Origin of the sequence: Streptomyces sp. NPDC020965, from assembly GCF_044333555.1 — a bacterium.
Taxonomy (GTDB): domain Bacteria; phylum Actinomycetota; class Actinomycetes; order Streptomycetales; family Streptomycetaceae; genus Streptomyces.
Window position 1 is genome coordinate 313,331 of sequence record NZ_JBIRRE010000005.1, and the last position, 12,427, is coordinate 325,757.

The window sequence follows — 12,427 nt, forward strand, 5'->3', positions numbered from 1 at the left end:
TCCTTGATCTGTCCGCATCAGATCGGCGCGACCCGCAGGGGTGGCAAAGTGTGGCAATCATTATTTTTTGCCCATATCACCTCTAATCTCACTTTCTGTGACCTCGATCGACCGCCGCCACGCACTGCGCGCAGGAGCGGGGGCCGCCGTCGCGGGCGCCCTCGCCACGGGCTGCGCCACCGGCGGTCCCGCCCGTGACCGGCCCGCGCCCGCCGCCCCGACCCCGCCGACGCCCGGCGCGAGCGGGACCCCGGAGCGGCCGGGAGCCCGACCGGCCCCGCCCTCCCGCGCGGCGGGCCCCGCGCCGGGCCCCCGACGCTTCCCCGGGCAGCCCGCGCAGATCACCCATGGGCCCCGGGACCGCGACCGGGTCGCCCTCACCTTCCACGGCGCGGGCGACCCCGCCACCGCCCGCGCCGTGCTCGCCGAAGCCGAACGGGCCGGCGCCCGGCTCACCGTGCTCGCCGTCGGCGGCTGGCTCGACCAGTACCCCGACCTCGCCCGCCGGGTCCTCGACGGCGGCCATGACCTCGGCAATCACACCCAACGCCATCTGACCGTCACGGAGATGTCCGAGGCCGACGCGTACGCCGAGATCACCGGGTGCGCCGGGCGCCTGCGCAGGCTCACCGGCTCCATCGGCACCTGGTTCCGGCCCTCCCGTACGCAGTACGCGACCCCGTCGCTCATCCGGCTGGCGCACCGGGCCGGTTATCCGCACGTCCTCTCGTACGACCTCGACTCCCTCGACTCCACCTCGCCCGGGGGCGCGGCCGTGACCCGCACCGTCGCCGGGCAGATCCAGCGCGGATCGGTGGTCAGCCTGCACTTCGGCTACGCGGACACGGTCGCCGCGATGCCCGCCCTCTTCGACGATCTGAACCGCCGCGGACTGCGCGCGGTGACCACCACGGAGCTGCTGAGCTGATGCACCCGAAGACCACGCACCTCAGATCCCCGCTCACCAGGTCGGCCGGCGCGTTGTGCGCCGGGGCCCTCATCGTCCTCGCTGTGGGGTGCGGCACCGGCGCCGACCACCCCGGCACCCGCGCGAACGGCACCGAGGCGGGCGGGACCAGGGCCGCCGCCCCCGCGAAACCGGTGCGGACCGCCCCGGCCGGACTGCCCGGGATGCCCCCGGTCCTCGACCCGAAGGACATCTACGCCGCGGACCGGCCGGGGCAGCTCTCGCCGGCGGTGCGGAAGTTCCCGTCCCGGGTGTACGTCCCCAACACCAACTCCAACACGGTCTCGGTGATCGACCCCACCACGTACAAGGTGGTCGAGACGATCCCGGTCGGCATCCAGCCCCAGCACGTCGTCCCGTCCTGGGACCTGAAGACCCTCTGGGTCAACAACAACCGCGGCCACACGCTCACCCCGATCAACCCGGCGAACGGCAAGCCGGGCGAGCCGGTCGAGGTGCACGACCCGTACAACCTCTACTTCACCCCCAACGGCAGACACGCCGTCGTCATGGCCTCCCTCGACCGCGAACTCGTCTTCCGCGACCCGCGCACCATGAACCGGGTGAAGACCACCCCGGTCTCCTGCTACGGCGTGAACCATGCCGACTTCTCCGCCAACGGGCGGTACTTCATCGTGTCCTGCGAGTTCTCCGGCGAACTGCTGAAGGTCGACACGGAGCGGATGACCGTCGTCGCCCAGCAGAAACTGCCCTTCGAGGGCGCGATGCCGCAGGATGTGAAGATCTCGCCGGACGGCAAGACGTTCTACATCGCCGACATGATGGCGCACGGCGTGTGGGTGCTCGACGGCGAGAAGTTCACCACCCCGCGGCTCATGCCCACCGGCGAGGGCGCGCACGGGCTCTACGTCAGCCGGGACTCCAAGGAGATGTACATCCCCAACCGGGGCGAGGGCTCCATCTCCATCTTCGACTTCACCAAGAACAAACTGACCAAGAAGTGGTGGCTGCCGGACGGCGGCAGCCCCGATATGGGCGGTGTCTCGGCGGACGGCAAGGTGCTGTGGCTGTCGGGGCGGTACGACGCCGAGGTGTACGCGATCGACACGAGGACCGGCAAACAGCTCGCCCGCATCCCGGTCGGCGACGGCCCGCACGGACTCGCGGTCTATCCGCAGCCGGGCCGCTACTCACTCGGCCACACCGGCGTCTTCCGCTGACCCCGGGCGCCCTTCCCCCGCCCTGCCTTCCCCCTTCCCGCCGTATCCCCTACGTGGCGAAGAGCAGCGCCTCCGAAGCCACCGGCCGGAAGCCCGCCCGCTGGAACGTCCGCACACTGCGGGCGTTCCCGGGCGCCTGCTGTGACCACACCACGTCGCCGGGCACGAGCTGACGGGCCGCCGTCGCCAGTTCGAGGCCGAGACCCCGACCGCGCGCCTCCTCGTCCACCTCGATCGAGCACTCCCAGCGCCCCGCGACACCCCGGCCGAGTATCAGCACCCCGCCGTCGGCGGCCCAGATCCGGACCCCGTCCCTGCGCACCAGGGCCCCGGCCACCCGGGGATGGCCCGGATCCTCGATCTCTCGCAGCTCCACGCCCGGTTCGCCCGGCAGCGCGTCGGCCACGGTCAGCAGGTCGACGGCGTCCAGCTTCCGGCCCGTCCGCGCCAGCAGTGCCGCCAGGAACGTCGGATGCGCCGAGGCCGCCAACGGATCCGACGGAGTGGCGGCCAACCGCTCCCGTATCCACTCCGGGTCCTCGTCCGTGAAGATCACCGAGTGGGCGGTGAACGCCAGCACTCCGCAGTCGCGGGCGTTCGGCTGCCCGATCACCGTCGTGCCCCCGTCCATCGGCGGGTACTCACCGCGCGCGGCGGCCTCCAGGACGCGGGTCAGTTCATCGCTCATCCACCCATGATCGCCGATGCCCCGCGGGCCGACCTCTCCGGCCCGTACGGATAATCTGATCTCCATCAAGTAGTGCGACAGGGTACCCAGGAGGGGCGGAAGCAGTGGCCGACATCGAAGAGGCGCGCAGGGCGTTCGACCGTTACGACGTGAACGGCGACGGCCTGATCACGGCGGCGGAGTACAAGAGCGTGATGGCGCAGCTGGGCGACTTCCATGTCACCGAGACGGTCGCCGAGGCGATCATCAAGACCAAGGACGCCAATGGCGACGGTCAGCTGACCTTCGACGAGTTCTGGAACTCGATCAACAAGGACGTGGCCTGATCCACCGGAGCGGCTCCCCCCGGCGGAGGCGCCGGGGGAGCCGCCCCGGCCGGCCGGCGCCGCCCGGTACGGCCTGATCCGTCATGAATCCCACGCCCGGCGATGACCACGACCCGGCACTCCCCGGGCCCCACGCCCACCTGGATTCCCACCGGGCCTCCGGGTTTCCGGGGCCCGACGCCCATCCGGATTGCCACCGGACCTTCGGGTTTCCGGGGCCCGACGCCCATCCGGATTTCCGCCGACCCTCCGCGTTCCCGGGGCCCCACACCCATCGCCAACCCCACCGGCCCTCCGGTCGTTCCGGTGCGGCGCTCCCCGGCTCCCACGCCCGCCCCCGTAAGGGCGCGGCCGCCGCGCTCCCCGTCATCCTGGCGGCCATCGCCGCCCTCGCCATCGCCGTACTCGGCGCCAGGTACGCCGCCCACGGCACCGGCGAACTGCGCATCCCCGCAGCCGGTACGACCACCCTGCTGCGCACCGCCGTCTTCGCCGCACTCGCCGTCCACCTCGGCGAACTCGCCGGCACCCGCGTCGCGGGCCCCGGTCCGCTGCCCCGCGCCTGGTCCCGCGCGGCGGCCCTCACCGGAGCTGCCGCCTGCGCCGGCCAGATCGTCCTGGTGGCGGCCGTCAACGACATCGACATCGTCACCGCCTACGGCACCCGCGAGGGCCGACTCCTCCTGCTGATGGCCAACGGCTTCCTCGCCGCTGCCGCCTGCGCTACCCCGCGCCGCCCGCTGCTCGCCCTCGCCCCGCTGGTCCTCGTCGTCGTCACGGAGTCGTTCCGCGCCCACCCGGAGCCGTACACGCCCGAGATCGGCACGGCGCTCACCCTCGTCCACCTGACCGCCGCGTCCCTGTGGGCGGGCGGACTCCTCCACGCCCTCCGCGTCCTGTGGACCCGCCGCGCCAACCGCACGGCGGCCCTCGCCGCCCTCGCCGGCTACGCCAGACTGGCCGGCCTGCCCCTCCTGCTGCTTGCCGTCACCGGCACGTTCTCCACCCTGCGCAGGCTCCCCCTGGACGTGGTCCTCACCTCGGCGTACGGCAGGGTCCTGATCGCCAAACTACTGCTGGTGACCGTGGCCTGCACCCTCGCGGCCACCGCCCGCCACCGCATGCTCCGCGCCCGCCCGGACGCCGTACCCCCGGCACGGGTGGAACTGGCCTTCCTGGGCGTGATCCTGCTGGTGTCGGCACTGCTGACGGTGGTTCCCGACCCGCACTGGGTCAGTACGGAACTGGGCATCCGCTGAGCCCGCGCGTCGCCCGCGAGCGGTTACTCCAAGGCGCACCCGGCTACGTCTTCCCGCGTGAGGCGGCCCGCTCCGTCGCGGCGAGTGCCACGGCCCAGGGAAACAGTTCCGGAGCGCCCCGCTTCGGAGGATGGGGCTCGTACCCCTCCGCTCCGTCCAGGTACGCCACGCCCTGGGCCCGGAGGTCGGCGACACTGCGTCTCACCGCCGGCTGGCGCCCCTGCGCCCGGTTGAAGTACGGCACGGCCACCACCGGCACACCCAGGCCCACCCCCTCGGAGACCAGACCGATGGCCAGGGTGTCAGCGATGCCCGCACCCCACTTGTTCAGGCTCGTGCAGCTCAGGGGTGCGACCAGCATGGCGTCGGCCTTGGGGAGGGCGCCGGGCCGGCCTCGCATGGTGTCTACTTCTGAAGCGCTCTGTCCACGGCTGCCCGCCACGGGTACGGATTCCGCTCGCCCGACGGGTTCGGGACGAATCCGTTCTCCCCGTACAGCACCTCGACACCGGCCGCGCGCAGAGTCTCCACCGACCGGTCTATCTGCGGGTGAGCCGCATAGGCGGCGTTCACGCACGGCATGGCCACCGTGGGGATCCGTTTCCCGATGCCCTCCGCGACGACGCCGACGACAAATGTCGAGCTGAGGCAGAGCGCCCAGGAGTTGAGCGAGTTGGCTGTGACGGGCGCGAACAGAATCACGTCCGCCTTCGGCCACACATCCGGTTCCCCCGGCCGCTTGTACCGCGACCGGACCTGGTGTCCCGTCAGCTCCTCAAGAGCGCCGAGATCATCGCGGAGCCAGTCCGCCGACCGGGGCGGCGCCGCCACCGTGTCCATGTCCGGCGCCCGCCCCGACCAATGGGCACACGATGGCTGCGGGCCGCAAGCCCGCTACTGGGCGGCGCCACACCCCTTGAAGCCCCGCACGCGCGGGGAACACCACTCAAGACGGTCAAAGGTCATCCCGGTCACGGGACCACCCCCGCACGCGCGGGGACCACTCCATGGGTCGGCTTCTCTCCCTAGCAGGTGGGGGAACACCCCCGCACGCGCGGGGACCACCTACGCGGTCCGGTGGTCGCCGACGGTCGCTGGGGACCACCCCCGCACGCGCGGGGACCACTGGCGTTCGAGGTGTCGGAACACCCTGCGGTCGGGACCACCCCCGCACGCGCGGGGACCACTCCACCGCCGTGATCACCAGCGGCCGGAGTCCGGGAACAACCCCGCACGCGCGGGGACCACGGTCCCCCTGAAGTGGTGGGCGGTGGTCTGGTGGGAACAACCCCGCACGCGCGGGGACCACGGCGTTGGTGGGGTCCCCAGTGCCGTCGGGTCGGGAACAACCCCGCACGCGCGGGGACCACCCTCCGTGACCTGCATCTTTACTCCGGTGGGTGCCTGTTTTTGACCACTTCCTGGGATTCGGACATAAGCGCCTTATCTCGCTGGTGATCCGCGTTGAGTCCGTACCGCGTCCGTGCGCAGCTCACGTGTCACATCTTCCCCTCCAACGCCCAATTCGGCCAGGACCGCCCCGACAACGCTCGAAGTCATCACGAGGTCCGATCGGTCAGCCGGCGTCCCAGCCTGCAAATTCTCGCAGCGCGAGCCCGACTCCGCGCGGCCTGGAGCGCCCAGCCCCTGGAGACCCAGGCGCACGTGGAGATTTATGGCAGTTCGTCACCGCTGCGTCACAGAGGGCGTATGCCCCCGCACCGCGGGGCATCTCCCTTCAGCATGGGAAGCACCCAGGGTGCGGGTCGTGCCCGTCAGGCGTACTAGCTTGTCTTCGGACCATCCGTACCGCCACTGTTCTGGAGCCGCGTCGACGGCTTCAGCGCCTCTCCAAAACCGGGAGGACCTCCACATGAAGCTTGTCCGACGCTCCGGCTGGGGTGCACCGGCGACTTCGGCCGCGGCCTATATGGCGAGTGCCCGAGGGGTGAAGGTGCACTATCTCGGCAGCCCGTACGCGTCCCGGGGGCACCAGCTCTGCGACGACTACGTGCGGAAGATCCGTGCCGAGCACCTGGCCAACCCCACCGAGAACTACTCGGACATCGCCTACAACATGCTCGTCTGCGAGCACGGCACCGTGTACGAGGGCCGGGGCGCCCATAAACGTACCGGCGCCAATGGAAACGCCGCTCTCAACCGGCAGGACTACGCCGTCTGCGCGCTGCTCGGCTCCTCCGGGCTGACCGAACCGACGGACGCGATGCTGAACGGCATCCGGGACGCGATCGAGTATCTGCGCCGGGAGGGCGACGCGGGTAACTGGATCGGCGGGCATCGTGACGGCTATGCCACCGCCTGTCCCGGGAACCCGCTGTACGCGTGGGTGCAGCGCGGCGCGCCGAGACCGAGTCCAGGAAAGCCGCCCGCTCCGCCCGTACCACCGAAGGAGAACGACATGGCGATCGCCAAGCTGACCGAGCAGAACCAGCTCGACGTGGAGCTGCCGGACGGGGTCTGGACCGGGTTGGCGTTCGCCGGTGACTCGCCGGCCGTCATCCACGCCGGTCCGCGCGTGCTCGTCGGGCCGACGTATGTGCAGCTCACCTTCGCCTCGGACACCGCGCCCGACGCGACGGTGACCGGGCGGTTCTACCTCACCAACCCGGACGGCGTCAGCGGCGAGAGCGGGTACGGCGACATCGGCCCGCTGCGCGCATCGGGCGGCGTGCAGTTCCTGCACAACATCAATGTCCCGGCCGGGAAGCATCTGCGGTTCAAGGTGCGGATCGGCACCTCCGACGGCACTCCGGTCCTGCTCACCCACCGCACGGTCACGGGCGACTACGCCACCTGACCCGACCGGGGTTCGCGCCGGATGAGGTGGCCACGACGCCGTACGGGTCGTGGCCACCGCTGTGCCCCCCGGCGGGGGGATCAGACGCCGATGTTCCGGCCGTCCGTGCGCCAGACCGCGACCACGGCGGGCCGGACCAGCCTGCCCGGTCCGTCCGGCCAGGTGCTGCCGGGGTTCTCCACCGTCGCGAAGTCGGTCTCCCCGGGGTGCTGGACGGCGACCAGGACCCGACGGTCCTGGATCACGGGACCGCAGGTCTCGGCGCCGACCGGTACGGTCAGGAACTGCTTCAGCTCACCGCGGCGCTCGCCGTGGGTGGCGACGCCGAAGAGCCCGTCGTTCGAGCCGAGTTTGTTGCCGTCGGTGGAGATCCACAGATTGCCGTGCGCGTCGAAGGCCACGTTGTCCGGGCAGGAGATCGGGCTGACCCTGTCCTTGGGGAAGCCCGCGAAGTAGGTGGACGGGTCGTTCGGGTCGCCCGCGACGAGGAACAGTCGCCAGGCGAAGCGCTCGCGGGCCGGGTCGTTCCGGTGCTCGGCCAGCTCCAGGATCTGGCCGTGCTTGTTGAGGTTGCGGGGGTTGGCCTCGTCCGCACCCGGCTTGCCCGCCTTGCCCCGGTCGGTGTTGTTGGTCAGGGCGACATAGACCCGGCCGGTGCGCGGCGACGGCTCGACGTCCTCGGGGCGGTCCATCTTGGTCGCGCCGACCTTGTCCGCGGCGAGACGGGTGAAGACGTACACCTCTTCGGCGGTCATCCCCGGGACGTGCGAGACGGAGCCGGTGGCCAGCGGAATCCAGACCCCCAAGCCGTCGAACTCGCCGTCGCCCGGCAGTGCTCCCGAGCCGTCGATGTCCTGGGGACTGTCCCCGGTCAGCCGTGCGACATAGAGCGTGCCCTCGTCGAGGAGGGTGAGGTTGTGCTCGCGGGCGGCCCGGGAGGTGCCCCGTCTCATCCGCTTCGATGAGACGAACTTGTAGAAGTACTCGAACCGTTCGTCGTCGCCCATGTAGACGACCGGCCGCCCGTCGTCGGTCAGCCGGGGCTGTGCCCCCTCGTGCTTGAATCGGCCGAGCGCCGTCCGCTTGCGCGGAGTGGAGTCGGGGTCGTACGGGTCCAGTTCGACCACCCAGCCGTGCCGGTGGGCCTCGTTCGGCTCCCGTGCCACGTCGAAGCGCTGGTCGAACCGCTCCCACTTGCGCTCGGTGGCTCCGGTGGCGAGACCGTAACGCCTGTCGGTGGCGCGGGAGCCGTTGGCGAAGTAGTTGTTGATGTTCTCCTCGCCGTGCAGGGTGGTGCCCCACGGGGTGGTGCCGCCCGCACAGTTGTTGAAGGTGCCCAGCACCCGGGCGCCGGTCGGGTCGGCCGACGTCGTCAGCAGCGGGCTGCCGGCCGCGGGGCCGGTCAGCTCGAAGGGACTGGTGGCGGTGAGCCGCCGGTTGAGGCGGTGCCGGGTGACCGGGGTCAGCCGGCCGGTTCCCCGCTCCTCCTCGACCACGACCACGGACAGCCCGTGCCCGGCCCAGCCGATCTCGACCTGTTCGCGCGTCGGGTTCTCGGGGTCGTACCCCCGGAACATCAGCCATTCGCTGGTGTACTCGTGGTTGGCCACCATGATCTGCCTGCCCCGCTCACCGGGGAGCGGGAGCAGCGAGAGGAAGTCGTTGTTGTAGCCGAACTGTCCGGCCTGCGCGGCGGCGGTCTGCCGCTCCGGGTCGAAGGCGGGCGCGCCGCGCAGGATCGGATCGCCCCACCGGATCACGATGGCCTGGTCATGACCGCCGGGGACGGTGACGGCGTCGGTCCCATTGGGCGGTACGGGGGTGAAGCGCAGCCCCCGGGCACCGTCGGCGCGCCCGGGCCGGCCGTCCCGGACCGCGGGACCGGCGGCGTACGCCGGTGCACCGCCACCGGGACCCGCGACGGCGGTACCGGTGGCCGCTGCGACGGTCACCACGGCCGCGGCGCGCATCATCGAGCGGCGGGAGAGGGCGCCCGCGATGATGTCACCGGCGTACTCGTTGGCGCTGGCGTTGGGCACCTCCTGGAAACAGGCGTCACCACAGCGGTAGCGGCAGGTGAGCGCGGAGCGCCCGCCCGGGTGCGGGGTGGCACTCAGCAGCGGCAACTGATCACGCACGGATTCCTCCTTCGGCGCGCGTACCGCGCACCGGTGGTTGTTCCGACAGGGACGGTCAGGGAGTCGTCGTGCCCGGGGGACGACGGACGGACGCCCCCGGCCTCGCCGTGCCCGGGGGACGACGCGGCGGACGCCCCCCGGCTCGGGATCACAGCAGGAACGCCCCGAGGATCAGGACCGCGCCCAGTGCCACAAGGCCCTGGACGAGGGTGGCCGCCGTCTGGGCACGGTAGGCGGTCTTCACGCTCATACCGGAGAACTGGGAGACGACCCAGAAGTAGGAGTCGTTGACATGGCTGACCACCATCGCGCCCGCGCCGATCGCCAGCACCGCCAGCACCTGCCCGATCGGGATCGCGCCGAGCTGTCCGTCGAGCCCGAGCGCCGGCAGCAGGGGTTGCGCCAGCGTGGAGGTGATGATCAGTGACGCGGTGCTGCTGCCCTGCGCCGTCTTGAGGAGTGCGGCGAGGCCGAAGAGCACGAGCAGTGCGGTGAGACCGCTGACCGCCGAGCCGTCGCCGATGAGGGAGGCGATGTAGTCGGCCATCGGGGTGCCCTTGATGACCGCGCCGAACGCGCCGCCCGCGCCGGTGATGACCAGGATGGGGGCGGCGTCGACCAGCCCCTCGGCCACCCAGGTGGTGAGCGCCTTGGCGTCGCGCTTCGGGGGCAGCAGCGCGAGGGCCAGGATCACGCCGATCAGCAGGGCGTTGACCGGGGCGCCGAGGTCCTTGAGCAGACTGCCGAAGGCGCCGTCGACGAGCGTGCCGTCCCCGGCCGGGAAGGCGGCGACCGAGCCGATGGCCATGAGGACGATCGGCAGGATGATCGGGGTCAGGGCGCGGGTCAGGCTGGGCAGGTGGTCGAACTGCTCCTTGTACTCCTCGAACGTCTGGTGCGCGTCGGGCAGTTTGCTCTCCAGGTGGCCGGTGCGGCGCAGCGCCCAGACCAGGCCGGCGAGCGCGGCGACGAGCGACACGGGGATGCTGAAGAGGATGACCCAGATGAGGCCGTCGGAACCGATCCCGACGTTTCCGGCGGCGGCGATCGGGCCGGGGGTCGGCGGCACGAAGGTGTGTGATGCGTACAGACCGGTGGCGAGTGCGGTGCCCAGGACCACCGGATTCTTGCCGGTCTTCCGGGCGATCGACCGCTGGAGCGGCGAGAGCACCACATAGCCGGAGTCGCAGAAGACGGGGATGGAGACGACCCAGCCGATCAGGGACATGGCTATCGCGGGATGGCGTTTGCCCACGACCTTCAGCACGGCCTCCGCGAGCGTCACCGCGGCGCCGGTGCGTTCCAGCACCTTGCCGATGATCGTGCCGAACAGGATCACCAGTCCGATGCTGGCCAGGATGGAGCCGAAGCCCTCGGCGATGGTGGTGCCGAGCTTGTCGACAAAGGGCTTCTCCGAACCGGTCGCGGCGCCGATGCCCATCGCGACGAGGCCGAACCCGTAGGTGGCGAGGACGATGGCCAGGAACGGATGCATCCTGAACCGGCCGCACAACAGGATGATCAGGCCGATGCTCGCCGCCAACGCGGCGAGGAGGGCGGGTCCGGAGGTGCTCATGGGGCTCCTTGCGGGGATGCGCGGGGATGTACGGGGACGGGCCTACGGGTACGGGGACGGGCCGCGCGGCGGGTACGGGGACGGGAGGGCGCAGGTCCGGAGCGGACACGGGCCCTGCGCGTCAGGAGGGGGAACGGCGGGGGCGAGGTGGGGGAGGCGGCGGGGGGTGCGTCAGGCGAGGCGCAGTCGTACGGTGTGCTCCGCCGCCGACGCCAGCAGGTGGGCGGCCGACTCGGTCATCGAGGCCAGCGTCCGGGGCCCGTCCGCGATGCTGAAGGCGGCGGTGAGCCCGATGTCGTGGAGTTCGTCGACCGGGGGCACGATCTGTCCGGCGAGGGCCACGGCCGGCGTTCCGTTCTTCCGCGCGAGCCGGGCCACCAGGGAGACGACCTTGCCGCCCGCGCTCTGCCGGTCGAGCCGGCCCTCGCCGGTGATCACCAGATCGGCACCGGTCAGCGCGGCCTCCAGCCCGACGAGGTCGGCGACCAGCTCACAGCCGCTGACGGGCTCGGCCCCCAGCACGGCGACCATGCCGCCGCAGGTGCCCCCGGCCGCCCCGGCACCGGGGAGATCGTGCACCCGTACCCCGAACTGTCCGGCGAGCACCTCACCGAAGCGGTGGAGAGCGTCGTCGAGCTGCCGCACCTGATCGGGGGTGGCCCCCTTCTGGGGGCCGAACACCGCTGCCGCGCCGGCCGGTCCGGTCAGCGGGTTGGTCACATCGCAGGCGATACGGAACCTGGTGCGCCGTACCGCTTCCGGCACGCCGTCGGTGTCGACGCGGGCCAGCCGGGCGAGGGCCGCGCCACCGGGCGGCAGCGCCACCCCGTCGGCGTCCTCGAACCGGACGCCGAGCGCGCGCATCAGGCCCGTTCCGCCGTCGGTGCTGGCACTGCCGCCGATACAGACCAGCACATCGCGGGCGCCGCGGCTGATGGCGTCGGCGATCAGCTCACCCGTACCCGTGGTGTCGGCCCGCAGCGGATCCATCTCGTCCGGCGCCACCAGCGGCAGTCCCGATGCGGCGGCGAGTTCGACCACTCCGTACGCCGCGTCCCGCCCGAGCAGGTACCGCGCGGGTGTCGGGCGGCCCAGTGGACCGGTGACGGTCATGGTGACCTCGCGTCCACCGGTCGCGCCGAGGACGCAGTCGAGGGTCCCCTCGCCGCCGTCGGCCATCGGCACCCTGGCCACGTCGGCATCGGGCAGGGCCCGGCGTACGCCGGTCTCGATGGCCGCACAGACGGCGCCGGCCGTGAGGCTGCCCTTGAAGGAGTCGGGAGCGATGACGACACGCACGGAACCAGGCCCTTCGGGAGGAATCAGCGCAATCGGGAGTCCGGTGAGCTGTGTCGGAACTCTAGGGACCCGGAGCCGCGGCAAGAATTGGCCGGGGCAACGAAATTCCGGGCCTGCGCACAGGCTGGATTGTGCGCGGTGCACAAGGTGCCGTTCCGGTCATCCGGTCAAGCCC

At 71.6% G+C, this 12,427-nt stretch carries 11 protein-coding genes and 1 CRISPR repeat array; of the genes, 5 read left to right on the forward strand and 6 right to left on the reverse strand.

The window, feature by feature from the left end; all coding sequences use genetic code 11:
• Positions 1 to 97 precede the first annotated feature (97 nt).
• Both ACH4S7_RS17855 and ACH4S7_RS17860 read left to right on the forward strand, forming a co-directional pair.
• Entirely contained in the window at positions 98 to 928 is an 831-nt protein-coding gene (locus ACH4S7_RS17855) for a polysaccharide deacetylase family protein (RefSeq protein ID WP_398522140.1), read from the forward strand.
• Positions 928 to 2,148 carry a YncE family protein gene (locus ACH4S7_RS17860; protein ID WP_398522141.1) on the forward strand — a complete coding sequence of 407 codons (1,221 nt, stop codon included), beginning with the start codon at positions 928 to 930 and terminating at the stop codon, positions 2,146 to 2,148. Before ACH4S7_RS17855 ends, ACH4S7_RS17860 begins: the two co-directional genes overlap by 1 nt.
• 49 nt (positions 2,149 to 2,197) lie before the next feature.
• Here the strand turns inward: ACH4S7_RS17860 and ACH4S7_RS17865 are convergent, their stop codons facing one another.
• On the reverse strand, positions 2,198 to 2,836 hold the full coding sequence (locus tag ACH4S7_RS17865) for a GNAT family N-acetyltransferase (protein ID WP_398522142.1): 639 nt from the start codon (positions 2,834 to 2,836) through the stop codon (positions 2,198 to 2,200).
• Between the two features lie 104 nt (positions 2,837 to 2,940).
• On the opposite strand from ACH4S7_RS17865, the gene ACH4S7_RS17870 reads away from it, so the two are divergent.
• Positions 2,941 to 3,162 (forward strand): EF-hand domain-containing protein, encoded by a 222-nt coding sequence (locus ACH4S7_RS17870; RefSeq protein WP_398522143.1) that lies wholly within the window; start codon positions 2,941 to 2,943, stop codon positions 3,160 to 3,162.
• Between the two features lie 83 nt (positions 3,163 to 3,245).
• Complete coding sequence (locus tag ACH4S7_RS17875) at positions 3,246 to 4,421, forward strand: CopD family protein (RefSeq protein ID WP_398522144.1); 1,176 nt, start codon at positions 3,246 to 3,248, stop codon at positions 4,419 to 4,421.
• A gap of 43 nt (positions 4,422 to 4,464) precedes the next feature.
• Here the strand turns inward: ACH4S7_RS17875 and ACH4S7_RS17880 are convergent, their stop codons facing one another.
• Both ACH4S7_RS17880 and ACH4S7_RS17885 read right to left on the reverse strand, forming a co-directional pair.
• Positions 4,465 to 4,821 carry a flavoprotein gene (locus ACH4S7_RS17880; protein WP_398522145.1) on the reverse strand — a complete coding sequence of 119 codons (357 nt, stop codon included), beginning with the start codon at positions 4,819 to 4,821 and terminating at the stop codon, positions 4,465 to 4,467.
• 5 nt (positions 4,822 to 4,826) lie between these two features.
• Positions 4,827 to 5,261 (reverse strand): hypothetical protein, encoded by a 435-nt coding sequence (locus tag ACH4S7_RS17885; RefSeq protein ID WP_398522146.1) that lies wholly within the window; start codon positions 5,259 to 5,261, stop codon positions 4,827 to 4,829.
• A gap of 82 nt (positions 5,262 to 5,343) precedes the next feature.
• Positions 5,344 to 5,791: direct repeats of the CRISPR family, unit length 21 nt; unit sequence CCCCGCACGCGCGGGGACCAC.
• 503 nt (positions 5,792 to 6,294) lie between these two features.
• Here ACH4S7_RS17885 and ACH4S7_RS17890 point away from each other — a divergent pair.
• Complete coding sequence (locus tag ACH4S7_RS17890) at positions 6,295 to 7,239, forward strand: peptidoglycan recognition family protein (RefSeq protein ID WP_398522147.1); 945 nt, start codon at positions 6,295 to 6,297, stop codon at positions 7,237 to 7,239.
• Positions 7,240 to 7,319: 80 nt separating this feature from the next.
• Here the strand turns inward: ACH4S7_RS17890 and ACH4S7_RS17895 are convergent, their stop codons facing one another.
• From ACH4S7_RS17895 to ACH4S7_RS17905, 3 genes are all read right to left on the reverse strand, one after another.
• Positions 7,320 to 9,377, reverse strand: a complete 2,058-nt coding sequence (locus tag ACH4S7_RS17895; protein ID WP_398522148.1) for a PhoX family protein — start codon at positions 9,375 to 9,377, stop codon at positions 7,320 to 7,322.
• A 148-nt stretch (positions 9,378 to 9,525) separates the two neighbouring features.
• Entirely contained in the window at positions 9,526 to 10,953 is a 1,428-nt protein-coding gene (locus tag ACH4S7_RS17900; RefSeq protein ID WP_398522149.1) for a GntP family permease, read from the reverse strand.
• Between the two features lie 171 nt (positions 10,954 to 11,124).
• Positions 11,125 to 12,252, reverse strand: a complete 1,128-nt coding sequence (locus tag ACH4S7_RS17905; protein ID WP_398522150.1) for a glycerate kinase — start codon at positions 12,250 to 12,252, stop codon at positions 11,125 to 11,127.
• Positions 12,253 to 12,427: the final 175 nt, after the last annotated feature.

Bases quoted from the DNA above. Each gene is read 5' to 3' on its own strand.
- ACH4S7_RS17860 (WP_398522141.1), top strand. From the start codon at position 928: ATGCACCCGAAGACCACGCACCTCAGATCCCCGCTCACCAGGTCGGCC.
- ACH4S7_RS17865 (WP_398522142.1), bottom strand. From the start codon at position 2,836: ATGAGCGATGAACTGACCCGCGTCCTGGAGGCCGCCGCGCGCGGTGAG.
- ACH4S7_RS17875 (WP_398522144.1), top strand. From the start codon at position 3,246: ATGAATCCCACGCCCGGCGATGACCACGACCCGGCACTCCCCGGGCCC.
- ACH4S7_RS17880 (WP_398522145.1), bottom strand. From the start codon at position 4,821: ATGCGAGGCCGGCCCGGCGCCCTCCCCAAGGCCGACGCCATGCTGGTC.
- ACH4S7_RS17885 (WP_398522146.1), bottom strand. From the start codon at position 5,261: ATGGACACGGTGGCGGCGCCGCCCCGGTCGGCGGACTGGCTCCGCGAT.
- ACH4S7_RS17890 (WP_398522147.1), top strand. From the start codon at position 6,295: ATGAAGCTTGTCCGACGCTCCGGCTGGGGTGCACCGGCGACTTCGGCC.
- ACH4S7_RS17900 (WP_398522149.1), bottom strand. From the start codon at position 10,953: ATGAGCACCTCCGGACCCGCCCTCCTCGCCGCGTTGGCGGCGAGCATC.